This window comes from Aromatoleum sp. (assembly GCF_035254505.1).
Lineage (GTDB): Bacteria > Pseudomonadota > Gammaproteobacteria > Burkholderiales > Rhodocyclaceae > Aromatoleum.
On sequence record NZ_DATFAO010000086.1, the window covers coordinates 1 to 22,776 of the forward strand.

The following is a 22,776-nucleotide window of genomic DNA, read 5'->3' on the forward strand; positions in this document are numbered from 1 at the left end:
CCAGTAGAACTTGTCGAGCACCAGGTTGGACGGGTTGTAGAAGGAGAACAGGAAGAACACCGCCAGACCCCACAGGCCGAGCAGCATCACGATGCTGATCACGGTCTTGCGGCCCTTCAGCATCGTCATGCTGATGTTGAAGAGGAAGGCCAGGGCGACGATCACGATGCCGATCTTGGTGATCAGCGGCTGCTCGAGGAACTCACGTCCCATCGTTGCCAGGATGTTGTTCCCGGTCATCTCTGCGAGCGTCGCGTACGGCACGAGCAGGTAGCCGAGGATCGTCGCCGCACCGGCAACGAGGAACACCCAGAACATTAGCATCGCCAATTTCGGGCTATACAGCTCTGTTTCCGTTTCTTCCGGAATCAGGTAGTAGGCCGAGCCCATGAAGCCGAACAGCAGCCACACGATCAGCAGGTTGGTGTGCACCATCCGTGCGATGTTGAAAGGAATCGCCGGGAACAGGAAGTCGCCGACCACGTACTGCAGGCCCATCACCAGGCCGAAAACGATCTGCCCGACGAAGAGTCCGATCGCCGCTATGAAGTACGGCAGCGCGACCGATTGAGACGAATATTTCATGGTTTGATATCCCCTTGTAGTTGTCGATGCGCTGCGCTCAGCCCTCGATGTTGGGAGGCCATTTCTGACTGTTGATTTCGGACGAGTACTTGAAGAAGGCCACGAGGTCGTCCAGTTCCTGTTCGGTCAGGTTGAACTGCGGCATCTGGCGGCGGCCCGGGGCGCCGGTCGGCTGCGCCTTGATCCAGGCCTTGATGAAGTCCGGCCCGCGGCGGGTATAGACGTTGCCGAGTTCGGGCGCGAAGTAGGCGCCTTCGCCGAGCAGCGTGTGGCAACCGATACAGTCGCGTGTTTCCCAGACGTGCTTGCCGCGCGCGACGGCCTCCGTCAGGTTGGCCCGGTTGTCGGATTTGGGCAGGCCTTTCACGGTGTCGAATGACAAGGCCACCAGGAGCAGGAAGAAGAATGTCGCCCCGCCGTAAAATATGTTGCGAGCCATCGCCTTGGTAAAGGTACCGCTCATGGTTTATCCCTCATTGTTTTGGAGTGCGTCTGCTTGATTGAAAGGAACCCGTTGTGGGACGCATTCTCAATTTGGGGAGCCTGCGCCACCATGATTTGAATCAATTTCGAAAATTTGGCGTGCACAAAAGTGCACACCCCAAAAGAGAAAGGGCCACCAGGAGAACTGATCTCACGGTGGCCCCGGAAGGAAGATCCTCGTCGGTGGAGGACGTCAGTACTTGCGGCTGACCATGACTCCGCCGCCCCACTCGGGACTGCTGTCGCTGAATCCCTTGACGGCGTAAATCTGCAGCTTCCACACATCGGTCAGCTTGTGACTCGAAAAGACCGTCATCTCGCTGATCGGATCGCGCTCGGACGACAAGCGGTCGCGCCAGTCGTAGGCGACGCCGAGCGAGGTCGTCTGCGAGAGCTTGTAGGAGACCCCGAGGGTCGCGTAGAAGGGGTCGTCGAGATTCGAGTTGCCCATGTTCTTCCAGCCGAGCGTCGCAAAGCCGGTCGTCGCACCGAAGGCCTTTGCGAAGTCGAACTGCACCGCGTAATCGGTCTTGTTGTTGCCGAGGCAGCTGTTCTCCGCCGTCGGCATCTTGACCTTGCCGACCGCCTCGACGAGCAAGCCATTCTGCGTCCCGTCGAGCAGCATATAGCCCGCGCTCGCCGTGATGTCGCCCATCCCGCTCTCGGTGCCGCCGCAGCCGCTGCCCGCCACGGGCTCGCCGTCCGGGCCGACCACGGCGTTCGTGATGTGCAGGTAGGGCACGGTCATCTTCAGCGTCACCGGCCCCGTTTCGTACTTCGCGACGATCGGCACATACCAGGTCTCGCTGTTCTTGCTGGTGCCGTATTTGCCGTTCGAATAGTCCAGACCGGTGGTGAAAGTCAGCTCGCCTGCCGCAGCGGGCAGGGTCAGCGTGGCCAGCAGCGCGGCCAGGACGGTGCGGGTACGTGTCATGCGAAGCTCCCTGTCTAAGTGGTTGTTGCCGGATTGCGGGTCCGGTCGCTACTTAGTCGCGGCCGGATTTGCCTGATCGCTCGGGACGTTCCACTTTGTCGCTGCGGTCGATGCGTTCCGGCCGCTCTCCGGTGCTCGGGCGTTCGATCCGCTGGATGGTCTCGATTCGCTCGACGCGCTTGCCGCCGTCGAAGACCTCGACCCGCTCGCGGATTTCGGTGCGGTCGCCGCTGTTCTTGATTTCGATGCGCTCGCGGCGCACGACTTCGCCATCGGCGTTCTCGACCTGCCGCTCGACCTTTTCCCGTTCGATCTCCCCGGAGCCCGACATTGTCCGCTCGATTCGCTCGCGGCTGTCGCCGTCCTCTGTTTCAATCCGTAAGCGTCCGTCGTCGCTCTCCATGCGCGTTCTGCCGGAGCCACCATGGCTTTCGTCCTCGCCACGGTCCTCACTTTCGCCCTGCTTGCGAGACGCTCCGGGCTGTCCGCGCTGCCGTGATTCGCTCTCGGTAGCGAAATCACGGACGAATTCGATGCGGTTCGCACGGATTTCCCGGCGATCGCTGAAGGTGCCATGGACGCGGATGCGCCGGTCCGCCGTCAGGTCTCCTTCACCTCCACCCGCGAAAGTCGTCCGCGGATCGAGCGCGATCGTGAAACCGCCGGCGCGCACGCTGTGGTCATCATGGCGGCCGACCAGCGCCTCGACCACCGCCTCCCGCACGCGTCCGGCGAAGGGGATCGCCGGATCCTCGACGGCCCGCGCCACCTCAAGCGTTCCCGAGGCCCATTGGCCGCGCACGAGGAACTCGGTCCCGGCCGTCAGCGGCGGGCCGGCGAGCGGAAGACCTTGCAGCGAATCCGCCCGGTCTGCGAAGCCGATGGCGCTGGCTTCCCTTGCGTCCGCCGCGCGTTCGATGCGCGTAGCGACAACCTCGCCGCTCGCGTTGCGCAGGCCGCTGACCCGCACCGCATCGCCCGGCCTCAAACCGGCGTCGACATGCGCACCGGGCGCCACACGGATCGGACGACCCATCACGTGAAGTGTTGCCCCGGCCGTCCCGATATCCGTCACCGGGCCTTCGTAAGCATTCAGCACCGAGATGTTGCGGGCCTCGAAGCCGCGATCGGACGTGGCGGTTTCGATCGCAACGACCTGTCCCACTGCCAGCCGGCTCGTCGTGGCGGCCACCCCGTTTTCGGTCACCGGAACGGACTCCTCATAGTGGACTTCGAGCCCGTCGACGCAGATCGACGCGAAGCCCGTGATCGTCCCGACAATGCCGGTCCCGCCGATGCCGTCGGCTGGAGAACCCGTTCCGCCCAGTCCTCCGGGTGCCCGCGCGACAGGCACTCCCGTCCCTCCGATGCCGGACCCGGGTACGATTCCTTGCACCTGCGGTCCGGGGGACGCGGGAGCGCCGGTTCCGCCCAATCCACCTTCGTGTGCGGGGCTGCCGGTACCACCGATGCCCCCTTCGTGCTCGGGCGCACCCGTGCCGCCGATGCCACCGGGATCGACGCAGACCGGGGCTGCATACACCGCGGGCGCGCCCGCCGACAGCAGGCCCATGGCGAAAACGATCTGGCGGAGCAGGGCGGAAGGCTTGATCACTGTTCGGCGTCCCGGGGCCTGTCGGCGGCTTGCGCAGCAGCGCTCGGTTCAGTATAGAAGTAAAGCCCAATCGTCATACGCTGTCGCGGCTCTGCCGTCCCGGCGTCGCGCGCTTCCAGGCTGGCCGCGAGGGCATTGAAGGCGACGAGCGCCTGCATGCCGTCGCTCGAAACCGCGCTGCGCAACTGCGCAATGCTTGCCGCAGAAAGCGCGTCGTAATGCACGCTGCGCTCGAAAAACGGCGACCCCTCGGTCGTCAGGTTATGCACCGCGGCGCTGGCGTGGTCATGCACGTTGTGCCCGAAGTAAGCGACCTTCTCGTCGAAGCCTTGCTGCGGAATGAAGGCGTCGGTGCTCAGATGCACGACATCTGCCTCGTCGATCTCGACCGCGCCGAGCCGCAGCCATTCGTCGAGCACGACCCGTGCGCGAATGTCGGTGCTCACCGACCGCACAAGCCCGTCGAAGGAACGGTCACCGCCGATGCTCGCCAAGCGCGGAAGCGGCAGCGCCTGGCCCGGGGCAGCGCAAAAGGGCGGGGTGTTCAGCCAGGTGCTAACGAGGTGAGCTCCCATCGAGATCGCTTCCGGCAGCCGCTCGGACTCCATGTCCGACTGCCCCCGCAGGCGCTTCACGTCCTTGCGATGCACGCCCGTCAGTAGGCTCACACGACTGTCGCTGGGGGGCGACTTGTCGAGCCGAAATTCGCCGTCAGCCACTTCGACGAAAATGGCTTTCAGCATGTCCGCGAAGTACGGATAGGTCACGCCCTTCCTCAACATCAGCCGCACCAGGGGCCGCATCACGCGTCGCAGGGCGTGCAGCAGCGAAGGAGGCGGTGTGGGAGAGGACATGCGTGATTCGAGCGAAAGGACGCTCATTCATTCTAGGGATGTGTGGGAAAATTTACCATGAACACCACCGGGATGTTGCAGACGAAAAAAAGCCCGACCACAAGGCCGGGCTCTTTCGCTGACTGCGTTGCCGCGGATCAGGCCGTCGCGAGCGGGATCTTGCCGATCTTCACCTGCCACTCCTTCGGGCCGGTGTTGTGGACGCTCGTGCCGCTGGAATCGACCGCCACCGTCACCGGCATGTCCTGCACGTCGAACTCGTAGATCGCTTCCATGCCGAGATCGGCAAATCCGACGACCTTCGCGCTCTTGATCGCCTTCGCGACCAGGTAGGCCGCACCGCCGACCGCCATCAGGTAGGCCGACTTGTTGTCGCGGATCGCGTCGATCGCAGCGGGACCACGCTCGGCCTTGCCGACCATAGAGATCAGGCCGGTCTGCTCGAGCATCATGCGGGTGAACTTGTCCATGCGCGTCGCGGTGGTCGGGCCGGCGGGGCCGACGACTTCGTCACGCACCGGATCGACCGGGCCGACGTAGTAGATCACGCGGTTGGTGAAGTCGACGGGCAGCTTCTCGCCCTTCGCCAGCATGTCCTGGATGCGCTTGTGCGCAGCGTCACGGCCGGTGAGCATCTTGCCGTTGAGCAGCAGCACCTGGCCCGGCTTCCACGACGCGACTTCTTCCTTCGTCAGCGTGTCGAGGTTTACGCGCGTGGCGACCTTGGTGTCGGGTTGCCAGGTCACGTCCGGCCAGTCTTCCAGCTTCGGCGCTTCCAGCTTCGCGGGTCCCGAGCCGTCGAGCTCGAAATGCACGTGACGGGTCGCCGCGCAGTTCGGAATCATCGCCACCGGCAGGCTCGCCGCGTGGGTCGGATAGTCCATGATCTTGACGTCGAGCACGGTCGTCAGGCCGCCCAGGCCCTGCGCGCCGATGCCCAGCGCGTTGACCTTCTCGAAGAGCTCCAGGCGCAGTTCCTCGACGCGCGACAGCGCGGCGCCCGAAGCGGCCTTGTCCTTCAGCTCGTGGATGTCGACCGGCGCCATCAGCGATTCCTTCGCCAGCAGCATCGCCTTCTCCGGCGTGCCGCCGATGCCGATGCCGAGGATGCCCGGGGGACACCAGCCTGCGCCCATCGTCGGCACGGTTTTCAGCACCCAGTCCACGATGGAATCGGACGGATTGAGCGCGTAGAACTTGGTCTTGTTCTCCGAGCCGCCGCCCTTGGCCGCACAGATCACTTCGACGTGGTCGCCCGGAACGATTTCGTAATGCACGACGGCCGGGGTGTTGTCCTTGCTGTTCTGGCGCTTGCCGGCCGGGTCGAGCAGCACCGAGGCGCGCAGCTTGTTGTCGACATTGGTGTACGCGCGGCGCACCCCTTCGTTGACCATCTCCTGCACGCTGAGCTTCGACTCCCAGCGCACGTTCATGCCGACCTTCAGGAAGACGACCGCGATGCCCGTATCCTGGCAGATCGGGCGATGGCCTTCGGCGGACATCCGCGAGTTCGTCAGGATCTGCGCGATCGCGTCTTTCGCGGCGGGACTTTCCTCACGCTTCCAGGCTTCACCAAGGGCCTTGATGTAGTCCAGCGGGTGATAATAGCTGATGTACTGAAATGCATCCGCGATGGACTGGATGAGGTCTTCTTCGCGAATCACGGTCATGTTGCGTCTCCGAGAATGGCCAGCGGCCCGTGGTGGTGAGAAACGGGATTTTAGCAGTCCTCGCGGCAGTGCAGCACCGAGTCGGGTAACGTGGTTCTACGGAGGGATGTAAGTCCTGTGTAAGATACCTGTTCTTAAATGCCCAACAACCCGCGGCGCTTGACAGCGTCGTGAGAAGACGCAGGCCGGGCCACACCGGTCGCCCCTTCGAGGGCAGCTTCAGCCGATTTGAATAGCTAGTTGAGGAGAGGAAAGCATGTCCAATGAGCAGCAGCCCCGCCTGTACTACCCGTCGGAAGAGATCGTCAAGAACGCCGCGGTGTCCGGCATGGATGCCTACCGCGCGCTGTGCAAGGAAGCTGAAGAGGACTACGAGGGCTACTGGGCGCGTCAGGCTCGCGAGCTGGTCGAGTGGAAGAAGCCCTTCACCCAAGTGCTCGACGAAAGCAACGCTCCGTTCTTCAAGTGGTTCGCCGACGGTCAGCTGAACGTCTCGTACAACTGTCTCGACCGCAACGTCAATAACGGTCTGGGCGACAAGGTCGCGATCATCTTCGAAGCCGACAACGGCGAAGTCACCCGCGTCACCTACAAGGACCTGCTCAGCCGCGTCTGCAAGTTCGCCAACGCGCTCCGCGAAATGGGCGTCAAGAAGGGCGACCGCGTCGTCATCTATCTGCCGATGTCGATCGAAGGCGTCGTCGCGATGCAGGCTTGCGCCCGTATCGGTGCGACCCACTCGATCGTGTTCGGCGGCTTCTCCGCCCAGGCCCTGCGTGACCGCATCAACGACGCCGGCGCCGTGGCCCTGATCACCTCCGACGGCCAGTTCCGGGGCGGCAAAGCCCTGCCGCTGAAGCCGATCGCCGACGAAGCCATCGCCATGGGCGGTTGCGAGAGCATCAAGAACGTCTTCGTCGTCCAGCGCACCGGCGGTGCCTGCTCGATGGTCGCCGGCCGCGACGTGTGGTTCCATGAAATCAGCGCCAATCAGCCGGAAGCCTGCGAGCCGGAATGGGTCGATGCCGAGCATCCCCTGTTCCTGCTCTACACCTCGGGCTCGACCGGCAAGCCGAAGGGCGTCCAGCACTCGACCGGCGGCTACCTGCTGCACGCGATCCTGACCATGAAGTACACGTTCGACATCAAGCCGGACGACGTCTTCTGGTGCACGGCCGACATCGGCTGGGTCACCGGCCACACCTACATCACCTATGGCCCGCTCGCCTGCGGCACGACCGAGATCGTGTTCGAAGGCGTGCCGACCTACCCGGATGCCGGCCGCTTCTGGAAGATGATCCAGGATCACAAGGTCAGCGTCTTCTACACGGCCCCGACCGCGATCCGCTCGCTGATCAAGGCAGCGGACAACAACCCGGCGGTGCATCCGACCAAGTACGACCTCTCCAGCCTGCGCATCCTCGGTTCGGTCGGCGAGCCGATCAACCCGGCCGCGTGGGAGTGGTACTACGAGAACGTCGGCGGCAGCCGCTGCCCGATCGTCGATACCTTCTGGCAGACCGAAACCGGCGGCCACATGATCACCCCGCTGCCGGGCGCGACGCCGTTGGTGCCGGGTTCCTGCACGCTGCCGTTCCCCGGCATCATCGCCGCGGTCGTCGATGAGACCGGTACCGAAGTGCCGAACGGGCAGGGCGGCATCCTCGTCGTCAAGCGTCCGTGGCCGGCGATGATCCGTACGATCTGGGGCGACCCGGAGCGCTTCAAGAAGTCGTACTATCCGGACGACTTCAAGGGTAAGCTGTATCTCGCCGGCGACGGTGCGATCCGCGACAAGGACACGGGCTACTTCACGATCACCGGCCGTATCGACGACGTGCTGAACGTCTCGGGCCACCGCATGGGTACGATGGAAATCGAATCGGCGCTCGTCGCGCACGAGAAGGTTGCGGAGGCCGCAGTTGTCGGCCGTCCGGACGACCTGACCGGTGAAGCGATCGTCGCCTTCGTCGTGCTGAAGGGCAACCGCCCGACCGGCGAAGACGCGAAGGCGGTGATCAAGGAGCTGCAGAACTGGGTCGGCCATGAAATCGGGCCGATCGCCAAGCCGAAGGACATCCGCTTCGGTGAGAACCTGCCCAAGACGCGTTCGGGCAAGATCATGCGCCGGCTGCTGCGTCAGCTGGCGAAGGGTGAGGAGATCACCCAGGATACGTCGACCCTCGAGAACCCGGCGATCCTGGAACAGCTCAAGGGATAGAGCTGACCCTTTGATGACAGGTGACCGACCCTCGAGAGGCCGGCCCTGACAAGAATAAATGAGGCAAGCTGGCGCGAGCCGGCAGTGGGAGGAGGAGAAGGCGCGCGCAAGCGCGCCTTTTTTTTGCAGGATGCCGGCTGCCCCTGCGGGTGGCCGGCATGCGCACATCGTTATAATCGGATAGCCATCGTCATCATGAGGAGCCCATGATGCGCAGCGGTCTTGCCGGTCAGCGGCTGGCGGCAGTGTTCGCCCTGGCTGCCGTGTTGTTCAACTATCCCGTCCTGTCGCTTTTCGACCGTGCCGAACCCTTCTTCGGCATGCCGATGCTATGGCTGAGCCTGTTCGTCATCTGGGTTCTGACGATCGTCATCGTCGCCTGGATCGCCGAACGCGGGCCGCGCTGAGGAATCGCGGATGCTCTCGGCCAGCGTCGTCGTCCCGGTTTCGTTCGCATATCTTCTGGCGCTCTTCGCCGTCGCCTATTTCGGCGATCGCCGCGCGGAAGAGGGGCGCTCGATCATTGCCAATCCGTGGACCTATTCGTTGTCCATGGCAGTGTATTGCACCGCGTGGACCTATTTCGGCAGCGTCGGCCGCGCGTCGTCGGGCGGCGTCTGGTTCCTGCCGATCTATCTCGGTCCGACGCTGGCGATGACGCTATCGTGGTTCGTGCTGCTCAAGATGATCCGCATCGCGAAGAGCTACCGCATCACGTCGATCGCGGATTTCATCTCGAGCCGCTACGGTAAGAGCCAGCTGCTGGCCGGACTCGTGACGGTCATCGCCGTCGTCGGCATGGTGCCGTACATCGCGCTGCAGTTGAAGGCGATCTCGAGCGGCTACGCGGTCATCACCGGACAGCACGACGCGGCCTACGTCCCAATCGTCGCCAGGAGCTGGCTCGAAGACAGCACCCTTTACATCGCGCTGATGCTGGCGTTATTCACGGTGCTGTTCGGCGCGCGGCACCTGGATGCGGCAGAGCGCCACGAAGGGATGGTCGCCGCCATCGCATTCGAATCCGTGGTCAAGCTGGTCGCCTTCCTCGTCGTCGGCGCCTTCGTGACCTACGGCATCTACAACGGCTTCGGTGATATTTTCGCCCGCGCCTACGCCGACCCCCATCTCGCGCCGCTGCTGAGTCTCACGTCGTCCGGCAGTGCCCGCAACGGCGGCTGGTTCTCGCTGACGCTGCTCGCGATGCTGTCGGTGATCTTCCTGCCCCGCCAGTTCCAGGTCGCCGTCGTCGAGAACGTCAATGAACAGCACCTGCGGCGCGCCATCTGGCTGTTCCCGGCGTACATGCTGTTGATCAACATCTTCGTGTTGCCGATCGCGCTCGGCGGCCTGCTGTACTTTGGGCGCGGCGCAGCGGATCCGGATACCTTCGTGCTGTCCTTGCCGCTCGCGCAGGGCAGTCCCGCGCTTGCGCTGCTCGCCTTTGTCGGCGGCTTGTCCGCTGCGACCGGCATGGTCATCGTGGAGACCATCGCGGTGTCGACGATGGTCTGCAACGACCTCGTGATGCCGCTGCTGCTGCGGCTTTCGCATTTCAAGCGGAGCGAGCACCCGGACCTTACCGGCCTGCTGCTGGGCATCCGCCGCGGAGCAATCCTCGGCGTGTTGCTGCTCGGCTATGTCTATTTTCGCGTTGCGGGTGAGGCCTATGCGCTCGTCAGCATCGGGCTGATCAGCTTTGCGGCGGTCGCGCAGTTCGCACCGGCGATGCTGGGCGGCATGTATTGGCGCGGCGGCACGCGCGAAGGGGCATTCGCCGGCTTACTGGGCGGGTTCCTAGTGTGGGCCTACACGCTGATGCTGCCGTCGGTGGCGAAGTCGGGCTGGCTCGACAAGGGGTTCCTAGACGAGGGCGCATTCGGACTCGCGTTTCTGCGACCAGAACATCTCTTCGGGCTGTCCGGGCTCGACAATCTCAGCCACTCATTGTTCTGGAGCCTCGGGGCGAATATCGCTTGCTACGTCCTGGTGTCGCTCATCCGCGTCCCGACCGGCCAGGAGGCGACGCAGGCGACCTTGTTCGTCGATGTATTCCGGCGCGGCGAAGGCGGATCGGCTGTGTTCTGGCGCGGCAGCGCCGAATTCGAGCACCTGTTTCCGCTCGTTGCCCGCTTTCTCGGTCCCGATCGCGCGAAGCGCCTGTTTAACGCATACGCGCGCGAGCGCGGCGTCAGGGACATCCGGCAGCTTCGCCCGGATGCGGCCCTCGTGCAGTTCGCCGAGACGCAGCTGGCAGGGGCGATCGGTAGTGCTTCGGCGCGCGTAATGATGTCATCGGTCGTGAAGGAGGAGCCGCTCGGACTGGACGAGGTGATGAATATCCTCGACGAAGCCTCGCAGGTGCGCGCTTATTCCCACCAGCTCGAAGAGAAGTCGCTCGCGCTGGAGGTTGCGACCGACCAGTTGCGCGCGGCAAACGAACGACTGAAGGAACTCGATCGCCTGAAGGATGATTTCATGTCCTCCGTGACGCATGAACTGCGTACGCCGCTGACGTCGATCCGCGCCTTCTCCGAGATGCTGTTCGACGATCCGCGCACCGATCTGGCGGACCGCACGCGTTTCCTCGGCATCATCGTGTCCGAGACCGAGCGGCTGACGAGGCTGGTGAACCAGGTCCTCGATATGGCCAAGATCGAGTCGGGTCACGGCGAATGGCACAACACCGACGTCGATATGCGTGACCTGGTGGTGCACGCTGTCGAGACGACGATGCAGCTCTTCCGCGACCGGCGCGCTGCCGTCGAGGTCGAGATGCCCGAGACGCCGGTGCACCTCCTCGGTGATCACGACCGTCTGCTGCAGGTCATGCTCAATCTGCTCTCGAACGCGGCAAAGTTCGTCCCGTTCGATTCCGGCCGGGTGCGGGTGAGGATGGTCCGCGAGGCGGGCCAGCTACGCGTCGACGTCGCAGACAACGGGCCGGGCATCCCGCCTGATCAACTCGGCGTGGTCTTCGAAAGGTTCCGCCAGGGGGGGGACGAACGCTCGCGTCCGCAGGGCACGGGCCTTGGACTGCCGATCAGCCGCCACATCGTGGAGCATTTCGGCGGCCGGTTGTGGGTGGAGTCCGTAGTGGGGCAGGGGGCGACCTTTTCGTTCACTCTGCCGCTGAACGAAGAAGAAAGCCGCGAAGGCGCAGCGGCTCAATGACATAGAATAGCGGTGTGGGAGAGGGAGAGGATGGCCAAAAAAATTCTGATCGCCGACGACGAGCAAAACATCGTCATTTCGCTCGAATTCCTGATGAAGCGTGAAGGATACGAGGTGCTTATCGCCAACGACGGCGAGGAGGCCGTGCATCGCATACGGGCCGATCGGCCCGATCTCGTGCTTCTCGACGTGATGATGCCGAAGAAGAGCGGCTTCGAGGTGTGCCAGGAGATCAAGTCGGATCCCGATCTGCAGGGGATCTGCATCCTGATGCTCACCGCCAAGGGGCGTGACACCGAGATGGCGAAGGGGCTCGCGCTCGGTGCCGATGCCTACATGACCAAACCGTTTTCGACGAAGGAACTGGTGGAGCGCGTCCGCGGCTTGCTGGCGGAGCGCTGATTAATGACTGCGCGAACGCGGTTCGTTCTTGCGGTTTGCATCCTCGCCCTGCTGATGACAGGGCCTTTCGTGACGACGGCAGTCCTGGCGTGGCTGGGAACCGGCGATGCAGGGCGTGCGGTGCTGGTCAATGCCGTGCTGCCGCATCTGCCGCTCGGGGCGATGATGACGGTCATCGGTTTTGCAGTCGGCATCGCCGTGCTGCGGAACCTGTTCCGGCAATACGTGCAGGGGCTGTTGCGGATGTCCGAGCACCTCGGCCTGATGCTCGGCGCAAACCGCGAATTCCGCGTCAAGCCCAAAGGGCCGCCCGAAGTGCAGGCGCTCGCGCATGCCGTCAACGCGCTCGCGCAGCAGCGCGACGAACTGATGACGGACGTCGAGGCGCAGATCACGCAGGCCAAGCGGTCGCTCGAAGAAGAGAAGAATCGCCTCGCGACGCTGATGTCCGAGCTGACGCAGAGCGTGGTGGTATGCAACCTCGATGGTCGCATCCTGCTTTACAACAACCGCGCCCGCCTGCAGTTCCGTGCCCTGTCCGAAGCCCAGGCGGTAGGTGGGGGCGGTGAACTGATGGGCCTGGGCCGCTCGATCTACGCCGTGCTCGACCGCAACCTGATCACCCACGCGCTCGAAGGGATCCAGCATCGCTTGAAGCGCAGCGCAGCGCAGGCCGTTGCGAACTTCGTGACCACGACTCGTTCGGGCCAATTGCTTCGCGTGCAGATGGCGCCGGTGCTGTCGGCGGCGCAGGAGAGCGGAGAGGCGCGCGGCGAAGAACGTGCGATCACCGGCTTCATCCTGATGCTCGACAACATCACACGGAATTTCGAGACCGAATCGCGCCGCGACCAGATGTTGCACACGCTCACCGAAGGCAATCGCGCCGCGCTTGCGAACGTTCGCGCCGCGGCCGAAATGCTGGAGTACCCGGATCTGCAGGAGGAACTGCGCGAGCGCTTCCGGACGGTGATCCGCGACGAAGTGCGGGCGATGAGCACGCGGCTCGACGAGACGGCGAACGAATTCGCCGATTCGCTGAAGGCGCGCTGGCCGCTGGAGGAAATGCTGGGCGCCGATCTGATCGCGGCGGCGCAGCGCCGTATCGAGCAGGTCGTCAAACTGCCGACCAAACTCGAGGAGGTCGACGAGTCGCTGTGGGTCAAGGTCGACAGCTTCTCGCTGATGCAGGCGCTGACCTATCTCGCGAGCCGGCTGTCCGATGAATTCGAAGTGCGCGAGGTGCGCTTCCGGCTGAGCGGGGCGGGACGGCTCGTGCATCTCGATCTGATCTGGTCGGGGCAGGCGATGAGCACCGAGACGGTGATGTCGTGGGAACTCGAGCCGATGCGCTTCGCGGACGAGAACAGTCCGCTGACCGTGCGCGATGTGATCGAGCGTCACGACGGCGAGATGTGGCTCGAGCGCGAGAAAGTGCGCCACCGCGCCTTCTTCCGCATCCTGTTGCCCGCGGCGGTGCCGCAGGAGCAACTCGACCCGGCAGCCTTCCTGAAAGTGGAAAGCCGGCCCGAGTACTACGACTTCGATCTCTTCAAATGGTCCGACAAGTCGCGCGCGCTGGAAGATCGGCAACTCGCGGAGCTAACCTATACGGTCTTCGATACCGAGACCACCGGCCTCAATCCGTCCCATGGCGACGAGATCATCCAGATCGGCGCGACGCGCATCGTCAACGGCAAGCTCCTGCGCCAGGAGTCCTTCGAGCAGCTCGTCGATCCCTGCCGCTACATGGCTCCTGAGTCCGTCCAGATCCACGGCATCACGCACGCGATGCTCGCCGGCCAGCCGACCATCGAGAAGGTGCTGCCGAGTTTTCATGCCTTCACCCAGGACACGGTGCTGATCGCCCACAACGCGGCCTTCGACATGCGCTTCCTGCAGATCAAGGAGGCGGAAACCGGGATGCGTTTCGACCAGCCGGTGCTCGACACATTGTTGCTGTCGGCGGTCATCCATCCGAACCAGGAATCTCACCGTCTCGAAGCGATCGCCGAGCGTCTGAACATCCCGATCGTCGGGCGGCATACCGCGCTGGGCGACGCGATCGTCACCGCGGAGGTGTTCCTGAAGATGATCCCATTGCTCGCCGAGAAGGGCATCCGTACCTTGCGCGAGGCGCGCGAGGCGGCTGAGAAGTCTTATTACGCGAGGATCAAGTATTGACTCCCGCGACGCGTGGTGCATGAGTACCCAATCGAATTTCACCCGTCGGCTGCGCCGCTACTACAGCTGGTACACGGTCTGCTTCCTGGCCTTCGTCGGCGCGCTCGCATTGAGCGAGCGCGCCGGCCTCTCGCCCGGTGCGATCGGGCATATCTTCCTGTTTGCGACGATCGCAATCTACGCCGGCATCGGCGTGATGAGCCGCACGTCCGACGTCTCGGAATACTACGTCGCCGGACGTCGCGTGCCGGCCTTTTTCAACGGCATGGCGACCGCGGCGGACTGGATGAGCGCCGCGTCCTACATCGGCCTCGCCGGCACGCTCTACTTTGCGGGCTTCGAGGGCCTTGCGTTCGTCACCGGCTGGACGGGTGGCTTCGTGCTCGTAGCCTTGTTGCTCGCGCCCTACCTGCGCAAGTTTGGGCAATACACGATTCCCGATTTTCTCGGCATGCGTTACCAGGGCAACGCCGCGCGTGTCGTCGGCCTGCTGGCTACCGTGCTCGCGAGCTTCGTGTATCTCGTCGCGCAGATCTATGGTGTGGGCCTGATCACCAGCCGTTTCGTCAGCGTGGAGTTCGAGATCGGCCTGTTCGTCGGCCTGGCCGGCATCCTCGTGTGCTCCTTCCTCGGCGGGATGCGTGCAGTGACGTGGACTCAGGTCGCACAGTACGTGATCCTCGTGACGGCCTACCTCGTGCCGGTGACGATCATGTCCTACAAGGTCACCGGCGTTCCGGTCGCGCCCGTGATGTACGGCCAGGTGCTGGAGCGGCTGTCGGCGAAGGAAGACGAGCTGATCGCCGACCCGGAGGAAATCGAAGTGCGCCGGCAGTTTGGAAACCGCGCCAAGGATTACGCCGCGAAAGTCGAGAATTTGCCGCAGTCCCTCGAAGCGGAGCGGCGATCACTGATCGAACGGCTCAACCAGTTGCGCCTCGAAAACGCTCCGGCACGCGATATCGCACATACCGAAAGGGCCCTGCGCGACCTGCCCCGGACCGCTCCGCAGGCGAAGCTCGTCTGGGAGCGCGAGCGGGACGACGCGCTCGAACGCGCCAAACCCTTGCGGCGCCACGCCCAGGCTCATCCGGGCGATACACCACAGGAACGCGAGAACGCGCGCAACAACTTCCTTGCGCTGGTCTTCGTGATGATGGTCGGCACCGCGGCGTTGCCGCACATTCTCGTCCGTTACTACACGACCCCCGGCGTCGTGGAGGCGCGGAAGTCGGTGTTCTGGTCCCTGTTCTTCATCTTCTTTTTGTATGTGACCGCCCCGGCCTACGCCGTATTCGCGAAGTGGGAGGTGTACAACAACCTCATCGGGTCGAGCATCGCGATGCTTCCGAACTGGATCGTGTCCTGGGGCAAGGTCGGCATGGTGTCGATCGAGGACATCAACGGCGACGGCATCCTGCAGTTGGCCGAGCTCAGCCTGAACACCGACGTGATCGTACTCGTCACACCGGAGATCGCCGGACTGCCGTACGTCATTTCGGGGCTCGTCGCCGCGGGGGGCCTCGCAGCGGCGCTGTCGACGGCCGATGGCCTGTTGCTGACGATCTCGAACGCGCTGTCGCATGATTTTTACTTCAAGGTCATCAACCCTGGGGCGAGCACGCACCGTCGCCTGGTGATCTCGAAGTCACAGTTGCTGGTCGTGGCGGTGGTCGCCGCATGGGTCGCGTCGATGCACCCGGACAACATCCTGCTGATGGTCGGCCTTGCGTTCTCGATTGCGGCGGCGGCCTTCTTCCCGGCGCTGGTGCTCGGGATTTTCTGGAAGCGCGCAAACCGACCCGGAGCGGTGGCCGGAATGATCGCCGGCCTCGCAGTGACCTTGGTCTACGTCGTACGCACCCACAGCTTCTTCGGCGGTTCGATGGAGCAGGCCTGGTTCGGCATCAACCCGATTTCCGGCGGCTTGTTCGGTGTGCCGGTGGGCTTCCTGACGATCATCGTGGTCAGCCTGTTGACCCCGCCGCCACCGCCCGAAATACAGAAGCTGGTCGACTACGTGCGCTACCCGCGCTTGCCGGCAGACGATCCCGGGTTGATGCCGGAGGTGCGCCCGCCTCATAATTGAGCGGATACGCGGAATACCATTCCGCGAAAAGAAAAAGCCCTGAATAATCAGGGCTTTTTCTTTTGTTCTGGCGGAGAGAGCGGGATTCGAACCCGCGTCAGGGTATTACCCTGAACACGCTTTCCAGGCGTGCGACTTAAACCACTCATCCATCTCTCCGGGAAGCCGCGCATTGTAGCAGAACGCGCGAGAATCGGAAGCCCCTGACATGATCCTCGCAGCGATCGAGCGTGAGAGAGCCAGGTGGGAGGGTTCGGCGGTTTCGCACGGCCGGAGGAGGTCCGTGCAGTGCCCGTATTCCGCCGGTGCGCAGGTTTGCACGCTGAGCAAATGGTCTGCGCCGGTGGTCGCCCATGGGTGTCAATAGTCCTCACACCCTATGGGCGGCCGCTCTCGCGGTGCGAGGCCGTTGAGTGCCCGATAATTTCGCGCGTCTTACAAGACTCCGAGGTGTTTCTTCACGGCCGGCATGCCATCGGCACCGTCGAACGTGGTCACCCCCGTCAGCCAGCCATTCAGCACTGCGGGATTCTTGCGCAGCCACTCGTTGGCTGACGTGACTGGATCCTTCCTGTCGAGGATGCCGCCCATGATCTGGTTTTCCATCTCCAGCGAGAACGCGAGTTGTTTCACCAGTTTCGCGGCATTCGGGCACTTGTCCGCATAGCCTGGCCACATCGCGGTGTAGATCGTCGCGCCGCCGAGGTTCGGGCCGAAGTACTTGTCACCGCCGGTCAGGTAGGCGAGCTTGAACTTCTCGTTCATGGGATGGGGTTCCCAGCCCAGGAATATGATCGATCTCTTCTGCGCGACCGCTCGCTGCACTTCAACCAGCATCCCGGCTTCGGAGGATTCGACGAGTTTGAATCCGCCGAGGCCGAACTCGTTCTTTTCGATCATCTTCTGGATCAGCGCGTTGCCGTCGTTGCCCGGTTCGATGCCGTAAATCTTGCCGTCGAGCTCGTTGCGGAATTTGCTGATGTCGGAGAAATCCTTGAGGCCGGCTTCGGCCAGGTAGGCGGGAACGGCGAGGGTGTATTTGGCCCCGGTCAGGTTTCCGGGCTCGAGCACCTTGATCGATCCTTCTTTCAGGAAGGGTTCGATCATCGGCGTCATGCTGGGATTCCAATAGCCGAGGAAGACGTCGATATTCTTCTTCTTGATCCCGGCGAAGGTGATCGGAACCGAAGCGATGGTGGTCGTCGGTTTGTAGCCGAGGCCTTCGAGCACGGTCGATGCGACGGCCGTCGTCGCGGCGATGTCGGTCCAGCCGACGTCAGCGAAGCGCACCGCGCGACATGAGGATGGATCGGCCGCCGTGCTGACTCCCGACGCGGTCGCAAACAGCGCAGCCATACCAAACATGCTGACGTTCTTGAAAATCTTAGTAGTTATCACTTCTTGTCTCCTGAAAACACCCTTCAATGAGCGCCGCCTTCAAGCTTCAGCGCGACGACCCCACCGATAATGAGCGCCACACCCAACAACTTCTGTGGCGTCAATCCTTCATCAAACACTGCAACTCCGATTGCGGCGATCAGGGCAGTGCCCGCGCCAGCCCAGATTGCGTATGCGGTTCCGACCTCGATCGTGCGCAATGCGTTACTCAGACATGCGAACGACATTGCATAGAGGACGAACATCAGCACCGACGGGCCCGGGCGGGTGAATCCCGCGGAAAACTTCATCGAGGTCGTTGCGGCCACCTCGAGCAGGATCGCGACCGTCAGCAGCGCCCAGTTGTTCATGAGGCTTCAAAACGTCCGGCCGATCGTCACGTAGACCTGACGGTCGCCCGGGCTCGAGTGCGAGCCGTCGCCCGATACGGACAAGGTGTTGTTGTGCTTGTAGTAATCGTTCACCTTCGGCATTCCGGTCAAATTCAGGCTCGCGCTCCAGCCCTTGTCGAAGGTCTTGGTCAGGGAGATCTTGTAGTCCTCGAAATCGTAGCTCGAGAAGTTCTTTACCTGCTCGCGCCCATAGTGCAGAAGCAGAGCATAGCCGCCTCCGAAGTCGTAATTGAAGTTGGCGTCCAGGTAGCCGGAACCGCGGCTGTGCTGATCGTTGCCGATGAAAAGGGTGTCGCTGTTGTAGCCGAAGTAGTCCTTCGTGTAGGTGTACCAGTAGTTGAGGGTGAACCACTTCCACGTCGCGCCGAGGAGCACTTCGCCGTAGTCGTATTTCGTGTCCTTCAGGGAAAACGGGGGCTGCAGCTTGGCGCCGGGGTAGAGGTAATAGTAGAGCTGCGCCTTGTAGGAGACGTCGCCGACGGTTCCACCATAGCCCGCATAGAGATCCCATTCCATAAAGCCATCCTGGATCCATTTCGGACTCACCGTGGACATCCAGGTGCCGGCAAAGAAACCGCTCGGATGCGCATAGTCGAAGCCGCCCTGCAGCGCCGGCCGGCCCCAGGTCTGCTGGAATCCGCGCGATACGTACTGGGAGGCGAGGGTCACATTGGCTGACAGGGCGTCGCCCGTAGAGGGTTCGACCGGCGGAAAGGCCTGAACGGCGGGCGTCGCGGCGGCGCTGGCGGTACCGGCGGCGCCCAGGGCGACAAGAATGAACGGAAGCAAACGCGGCGGATGAATCATGTTCACGGGAACCCCTCGATTGTGAAGGCTGGAATGTCCAGGTCTTGCGATTTCAGTTCGGGTACATCACGAAGCGGGCGATCGTCCACGCGCCGTCTTCGCCGCGCCGCAGAATCTCGGTGGTGCGCAGCTTGAGGGTCGCGGCCCGGCCGCCGCCTTTCGGCGTTTGCGTCAGCGTCCGATTGGAGCGCACGACCGCCATGTCGCCGGATCCCGTGATTTCCTCCAGCTCGTTGCTCCATAGATCGTCGAGGTCGTCCTTCTTGTAGGACTGCGCGAATCCCGCCTTCAGCGTGTCGAAGTCGTAGTCGGTGGCGCCCTGGAAGACGCCGACGACGTCGTCCGCATACATGGACATGCAGCGATCGAGGTCGCGCGCCGAACACGAACTGAGCCACGCTTCCATGGCGTTCTTGATCGCGTAGGTGTCACTCGTCGGCAGCGCTGCCGACTGTGCTTGTGCAGCGGACGCCGCGGCAAACGCCGCGACCCCTCCAACCAGGACCTGCCTCATCAACCTCAGCATTGCTTCTTCCCCTTTAGCAAAAGGACCGTAGACGGATGGTGCTGTGAGAATGACTGTACCGGCTGGACGGTTCATAGTCAACACCGTCCGGACGGTATATCACTTAGGTTAAAAAAACGATGAACCTTCAGACGCGCACCGGCCGTCCGCGCACAGGAACGCTACCGGCCGAAAAATAGGGCGCCTTGCTGGGCGCCAGTGGCTTGCGGCCGCGGATGCGGTCGGCGATCTTCTCGCCGATCATGATCGTGGTGGCGTTGAGATTGCCGGTGATGATCAGCGGCATGATCGAGGCATCGACGACGCGCAGCGCCTCTACTCCATGGACGCGTCCCTGTCCGTCCACTACCGCCATGTCGTCCTCGCCCATCTTGCATGAGCAGGATGGGTGAAAGGCGGTCTCGGCCCGCTCGCGGACGAAGGCGTCGAGCGACGCATCGCTCTTCAGGTCGACGCCCGGACTCAGCTCGCGGCCGCGGTAGGGATCGAGCGCGGGCTGCTGCATGATTTCCCGCGTGATGCGAATCGCATCCCGGAACTCCTGCCAGTCCTGCTCCATGCTCATGTAGTTGAACAGGATGCTCGGGTGTTGGTGCGGATCTTTCGACTTCACATGGATGCGGCCGCGGCTCGGTGAGCGCATCGAGCCGACATGGGCCTGAAAGCCGTGCTCCTTCACGGCATTGCTGCCGTTGTAATTGATCGCCACCGGCAGAAAGTGGAACTGGATGTTCGGCCACTCGAACTCCGAGCGGCTGCGGATGAAGCCTCCAGCCTCGAACTGGTTGCTCCCGCCGATTCCGGTTCCCCTGAACAGCCATTGCGCGCCGATCGCGGGTTGATTCCACGGCTGGAGCGCGGGGTACAGCGACACCGGTTGCTTGCAGGCGTATTGGAGGTACATCTCGAGATGGTCCTGCAGGTTGGCGCCGACGCCAGGCAGGTCGTGCACCACGCCGATATCAAGGCTGCGCAGCAGCGGCGCGGGGCCGATGCCCGAGCGCTGCAGGATCTGAGGCGAGGCAATGGCGCCGGCGCACAGCAGCACCTCGCGGCGCGCGTGCACGGTCGTCGGATGGGGCGCGGCGCCTTGTAGATAGGCGACGCCGACGGCGCGCTTGCTGCTGAAAAGGATCCGGTCGGTGAGTGCGTGAGTGACGACCGTGAGATTCGGTCGGCCGCGCGCCTGGTCGAGGTATCCGCGCGCGGTGCTCGAACGCCGTCCCGCGGGGGTGACCGTGCGGTCCATTGGCCCGAAGCCCTCCTGCTGGTAACCGTTAAGGTCGCTGGTGCGCGGGAAACCCGCCTGCACGCCGGCCTCGACCATCGCCTGGAAAAGCGGGTTGTTGCCCGGCTTCGGGGTCGTGACGCAGACCGGACCGTCGGCGCCGTGATAGTCGTCCGCGCCGGTATCGCGCGATTCGGCCTTGCGAAAGTAGGGCAGGCAGTCGAGATAGCTCCAGTCCTCGAGTCCCTTGGCCCTGGCCCAGTTGTCGAAGTCCAGCGCGTTGCCGCGGATGTAGCACATGCCGTTGATGAGCGAGGAGCCGCCGAGGCCCTTGCCGCGCCCGCACTCCATGCGCCGCTTGTTCATGTGCGGCTCGGGGTCGGTCTCGTAGGCCCAGTTGTAGCGGCGGCCTTGCAGCGGGTAGGCGAGCGCCGCGGGCATCTGCGTGCGGAAGTCCAGGCGGTAGTCCGGACCGCCGGCCTCCAGCAGCAACACGCTGACGTCGGCATCCTCGGTCAGACGGGCGGCGAGCACGTTACCGGCGGAGCCGGCGCCAATGATGATGTAGTCAAATTCTTTTGACATCGACATGTTCGAATCCTTGGGCGCGCTCGCTCAATACGGGCAGGCGACGTCGCCCATTTCCACGTAGACGCTCTTGAGTTGGGTGTAGTGTTCGAGGGCGGCGAGGCCGTTTTCGCGGCCGATCCCCGACTGCTTGACGCCGCCGAAGGGAATTTCCACCGGAGTGATGTTGTAGTTGTTGATCCAGCAGATTCCCGCCTGGAGTTGCGCGACGACGCGGTGGGCGCGTGCGAGGTCGCGCGTGAAGACGCCGCCGGCGAGCCCGAAGGGGGTGGCATTGGCGCGGCGGATCACGTCCTCCTCGTCGGAGAACTTCAGTACCGACATGACCGGACCGAAGATTTCCTCGCGGACGATTTCGCAGTCGTCGGTGCAGTCGGCGAAGATCGTGGGTTTCACGAAGAAGCCTCCCGGAAGGCCATCGACATGCGCGCGTCCGCCGCCCGAGACGAGCCGTGCGCTGCGCTTTCCGCTTTCGATGTACTCGAGTACGCGGTTCATGTGGGCTTCCGAAATGAGCGCGCCGACCTGGGTTTGAGGATCGCGGGGATCGCCGATCTTCATCGCGCGCGTGCGCTCGGCAAGCTGCTCGAGGAAGGCGTCGTAGATTGCTTCGTGGACGAAAACGCGGGTGCCGTTGGAGCAGATTTCACCCTGCGTGTAGAAGTTGGCCAGCATCGCCGCGGACACGGCGTTGCGCAGATCCGCGTCGGCAAATACGATCAGCGGCGACTTGCCACCGAGCTCCATCGTCACGTGCTTCAGGGTGGCGGCGGCGTCCGCCATGACGCGCTTCCCGGTGCCGATCTCGCCGGTGAGCGAGACCTTGGCGACGTCAGGGTGACGCACCAGCATCTGCCCGGTGCGTGCATCGCCCTGAAGGACATTGAACACGCCGGGAGGCAGCCCGGCTTCGGTGTAGATCTCGGCAAGCTTTGCGGTAGTGAGCGGGGTGAGTTCCGCCGGCTTGAAGATCATCGCATTGCCGCAGGCGAGTGCCGGTGCGGACTTCCAGCAGGCAATCTGGATCGGGTAGTTCCAGGCGCCGATACCGACGCAGATACCGAGCGGCTCGCGGCGAGTGTAGGCGAAGGCCCCCTTGAGCTGGAAGTGCTCGCCGTGCAGCGAGGCGGCGAGGCCCGCGTAGTATTCGATGCAGTCAGCGCCGGAGAGGATGTCTACGGCCTCGGCTTCCTGGACCGGTTTGCCGGTATCGAGCACTTCGAGCTCGGCGAGCTCGCGGTTGCGCTCGCGCAGGATACGGGCGGCGCGATTGAGGATGCGGCCGCGCTCGGCGCCGGTCATGGCGGACCACTGGGCGAAGCCTTCGGAGGCACTGAGGACCGCGCGCTCGACCTCGGGCGTCCCGGCCTGCTCGACGCGGCACAGCAGTTCGCCGGTGGCGGGGTTGATGTCGTCGAAGGTCTCGCCGGAGGCATTCGGCAGGTTACGGCCGCCGACGTAGCTTTGCTGGATGGATGTTGGAGTCGTCATCGTTTTCGGTTCCGGATCGTGATTCGTAGGACGGATGCGGGCGGCCCGACGGGGCATCCGGTTCAACTCGTCATATTGTTGGTTTAAACTGTACCGGCTGGACGGTTTAGTGTCAACACCGTCCGGCCGGTATAT

General features: G+C 63.5%; 18 protein-coding genes and 1 tRNA gene. 6 read left to right on the plus strand and 13 right to left on the minus strand.

All coding sequences use genetic code 11. The features are described 5' to 3' along the window. The 6 genes from VJ673_RS17075 to VJ673_RS17100 all read right to left on the minus strand — a co-directional run. The coding region (locus tag VJ673_RS17075; protein WP_324127359.1) for a cbb3-type cytochrome c oxidase subunit I at nucleotides 1-585 on the minus strand (585 nt) is incomplete at its 3' end. A 37-nt stretch (nucleotides 586-622) separates the two neighbouring features. Then, entirely contained in the window at nucleotides 623-1,048 is a 426-nt protein-coding gene (locus VJ673_RS17080) for a c-type cytochrome (RefSeq protein WP_324127360.1), read from the minus strand. Nucleotides 1,049-1,261: 213 nt separating this feature from the next. After that, the gene (locus VJ673_RS17085) at nucleotides 1,262-2,002 is read right to left on the minus strand and encodes a hypothetical protein (protein ID WP_324127361.1); all 741 of its coding nucleotides are present in this window, start codon (nucleotides 2,000-2,002) and stop codon (nucleotides 1,262-1,264) included. 52 nt (nucleotides 2,003-2,054) lie between these two features. Further along, nucleotides 2,055-3,617, minus strand: coding sequence for a DUF5666 domain-containing protein (locus tag VJ673_RS17090; protein ID WP_324127362.1), 1,563 nt, complete (start codon nucleotides 3,615-3,617; stop codon nucleotides 2,055-2,057). Continuing rightward, nucleotides 3,614-4,471 carry a DUF6502 family protein gene (locus tag VJ673_RS17095; protein WP_324127363.1) on the minus strand — a complete coding sequence of 286 codons (858 nt, stop codon included), beginning with the start codon at nucleotides 4,469-4,471 and terminating at the stop codon, nucleotides 3,614-3,616. The genes VJ673_RS17090 and VJ673_RS17095 overlap by 4 nt, the downstream gene beginning before the upstream one ends. A gap of 137 nt (nucleotides 4,472-4,608) precedes the next feature. Continuing rightward, nucleotides 4,609-6,141 carry a fumarate hydratase gene (locus VJ673_RS17100; protein ID WP_324127364.1) on the minus strand — a complete coding sequence of 511 codons (1,533 nt, stop codon included), beginning with the start codon at nucleotides 6,139-6,141 and terminating at the stop codon, nucleotides 4,609-4,611. A 256-nt stretch (nucleotides 6,142-6,397) separates the two neighbouring features. Here VJ673_RS17100 and acs point away from each other — a divergent pair, with 256 nt between their 5' ends. From acs to VJ673_RS17130, 6 genes are all read left to right on the plus strand, one after another. Next, on the plus strand, nucleotides 6,398-8,362 hold the full coding sequence (gene acs / locus VJ673_RS17105) for an acetate--CoA ligase (RefSeq protein ID WP_324127365.1): 1,965 nt from the start codon (nucleotides 6,398-6,400) through the stop codon (nucleotides 8,360-8,362). A gap of 209 nt (nucleotides 8,363-8,571) precedes the next feature. Beyond that, nucleotides 8,572-8,769: a hypothetical protein gene (locus tag VJ673_RS17110; RefSeq protein WP_324127470.1), complete on the plus strand. Its 198-nt coding sequence runs from the start codon at nucleotides 8,572-8,574 to the stop codon at nucleotides 8,767-8,769. Nucleotides 8,770-8,779: 10 nt separating this feature from the next. Then, entirely contained in the window at nucleotides 8,780-11,536 is a 2,757-nt protein-coding gene (locus tag VJ673_RS17115; RefSeq protein WP_324127366.1) for an ATP-binding protein, read from the plus strand. A 30-nt stretch (nucleotides 11,537-11,566) separates the two neighbouring features. Then, entirely contained in the window at nucleotides 11,567-11,938 is a 372-nt protein-coding gene (locus VJ673_RS17120; RefSeq protein WP_324127367.1) for a response regulator transcription factor, read from the plus strand. Between the two features lie 3 nt (nucleotides 11,939-11,941). Continuing rightward, nucleotides 11,942-14,122: a 3'-5' exonuclease gene (locus tag VJ673_RS17125; protein WP_324127368.1), complete on the plus strand. Its 2,181-nt coding sequence runs from the start codon at nucleotides 11,942-11,944 to the stop codon at nucleotides 14,120-14,122. 19 nt (nucleotides 14,123-14,141) lie between these two features. Further along, the gene (locus tag VJ673_RS17130; RefSeq protein WP_324127369.1) at nucleotides 14,142-16,211 is read left to right on the plus strand and encodes a sodium:solute symporter family protein; all 2,070 of its coding nucleotides are present in this window, start codon (nucleotides 14,142-14,144) and stop codon (nucleotides 16,209-16,211) included. 68 nt (nucleotides 16,212-16,279) lie between these two features. Here VJ673_RS17130 and VJ673_RS17135 read toward each other — a convergent pair. The 7 genes from VJ673_RS17135 to betB all read right to left on the minus strand — a co-directional run bounded on the left by VJ673_RS17135 (nucleotide 16,280) and on the right by betB (nucleotide 22,641). Further along, nucleotides 16,280-16,370 (minus strand) — tRNA-Ser (locus VJ673_RS17135). Between the two features lie 276 nt (nucleotides 16,371-16,646). After that, nucleotides 16,647-17,567 carry a choline ABC transporter substrate-binding protein gene (locus VJ673_RS17140; protein WP_324127370.1) on the minus strand — a complete coding sequence of 307 codons (921 nt, stop codon included), beginning with the start codon at nucleotides 17,565-17,567 and terminating at the stop codon, nucleotides 16,647-16,649. Nucleotides 17,568-17,632: 65 nt separating this feature from the next. Further along, on the minus strand, nucleotides 17,633-17,959 hold the full coding sequence (locus VJ673_RS17145; RefSeq protein ID WP_324127371.1) for a DMT family transporter: 327 nt from the start codon (nucleotides 17,957-17,959) through the stop codon (nucleotides 17,633-17,635). Nucleotides 17,960-17,965: 6 nt separating this feature from the next. After that, a complete protein-coding gene (locus tag VJ673_RS17150) occupies nucleotides 17,966-18,808 on the minus strand; it encodes a TorF family putative porin (RefSeq protein WP_324127471.1) in 843 nt (280 codons plus the stop codon). Nucleotides 18,809-18,860: 52 nt separating this feature from the next. Next, the gene (locus tag VJ673_RS17155; RefSeq protein WP_324127372.1) at nucleotides 18,861-19,334 is read right to left on the minus strand and encodes a YybH family protein; all 474 of its coding nucleotides are present in this window, start codon (nucleotides 19,332-19,334) and stop codon (nucleotides 18,861-18,863) included. A gap of 127 nt (nucleotides 19,335-19,461) precedes the next feature. After that, entirely contained in the window at nucleotides 19,462-21,153 is a 1,692-nt protein-coding gene (gene betA, locus VJ673_RS17160; protein ID WP_324127373.1) for a choline dehydrogenase, read from the minus strand. A gap of 24 nt (nucleotides 21,154-21,177) precedes the next feature. After that, nucleotides 21,178-22,641, minus strand: a complete 1,464-nt coding sequence (gene betB, locus VJ673_RS17165; RefSeq protein ID WP_324127374.1) for a betaine-aldehyde dehydrogenase — start codon at nucleotides 22,639-22,641, stop codon at nucleotides 21,178-21,180. Nucleotides 22,642-22,776: the final 135 nt, after the last annotated feature.

What these genes read in the sequence shown, in the direction of transcription:
- VJ673_RS17095 (WP_324127363.1), bottom strand. Translation starts at nt 4,471, where the DNA reads ATGTCCTCTCCCACACCGCCTCCTTCGCTGCTGCACGCCCTGCGACGC.
- VJ673_RS17150 (WP_324127471.1), bottom strand. Translation starts at nt 18,808, where the DNA reads ATGATTCATCCGCCGCGTTTGCTTCCGTTCATTCTTGTCGCCCTGGGC.
- betA (WP_324127373.1), bottom strand. Translation starts at nt 21,153, where the DNA reads ATGTCGATGTCAAAAGAATTTGACTACATCATCATTGGCGCCGGCTCC.
- betB (WP_324127374.1), bottom strand. Translation starts at nt 22,641, where the DNA reads ATGACGACTCCAACATCCATCCAGCAAAGCTACGTCGGCGGCCGTAAC.
- acs (WP_324127365.1), top strand. Translation starts at nt 6,398, where the DNA reads ATGTCCAATGAGCAGCAGCCCCGCCTGTACTACCCGTCGGAAGAGATC.
- VJ673_RS17120 (WP_324127367.1), top strand. Translation starts at nt 11,567, where the DNA reads ATGGCCAAAAAAATTCTGATCGCCGACGACGAGCAAAACATCGTCATT.
- VJ673_RS17130 (WP_324127369.1), top strand. Translation starts at nt 14,142, where the DNA reads ATGAGTACCCAATCGAATTTCACCCGTCGGCTGCGCCGCTACTACAGC.
- VJ673_RS17100 (WP_324127364.1), bottom strand. Translation starts at nt 6,141, where the DNA reads ATGACCGTGATTCGCGAAGAAGACCTCATCCAGTCCATCGCGGATGCA.
- VJ673_RS17145 (WP_324127371.1), bottom strand. Translation starts at nt 17,959, where the DNA reads ATGAACAACTGGGCGCTGCTGACGGTCGCGATCCTGCTCGAGGTGGCC.
- VJ673_RS17110 (WP_324127470.1), top strand. Translation starts at nt 8,572, where the DNA reads ATGCGCAGCGGTCTTGCCGGTCAGCGGCTGGCGGCAGTGTTCGCCCTG.
- VJ673_RS17155 (WP_324127372.1), bottom strand. Translation starts at nt 19,334, where the DNA reads ATGCTGAGGTTGATGAGGCAGGTCCTGGTTGGAGGGGTCGCGGCGTTT.
- VJ673_RS17085 (WP_324127361.1), bottom strand. Translation starts at nt 2,002, where the DNA reads ATGACACGTACCCGCACCGTCCTGGCCGCGCTGCTGGCCACGCTGACC.
- VJ673_RS17140 (WP_324127370.1), bottom strand. Translation starts at nt 17,567, where the DNA reads ATGGCTGCGCTGTTTGCGACCGCGTCGGGAGTCAGCACGGCGGCCGAT.
- VJ673_RS17080 (WP_324127360.1), bottom strand. Translation starts at nt 1,048, where the DNA reads ATGAGCGGTACCTTTACCAAGGCGATGGCTCGCAACATATTTTACGGC.
- VJ673_RS17115 (WP_324127366.1), top strand. Translation starts at nt 8,780, where the DNA reads ATGCTCTCGGCCAGCGTCGTCGTCCCGGTTTCGTTCGCATATCTTCTG.
- VJ673_RS17125 (WP_324127368.1), top strand. Translation starts at nt 11,942, where the DNA reads ATGACTGCGCGAACGCGGTTCGTTCTTGCGGTTTGCATCCTCGCCCTG.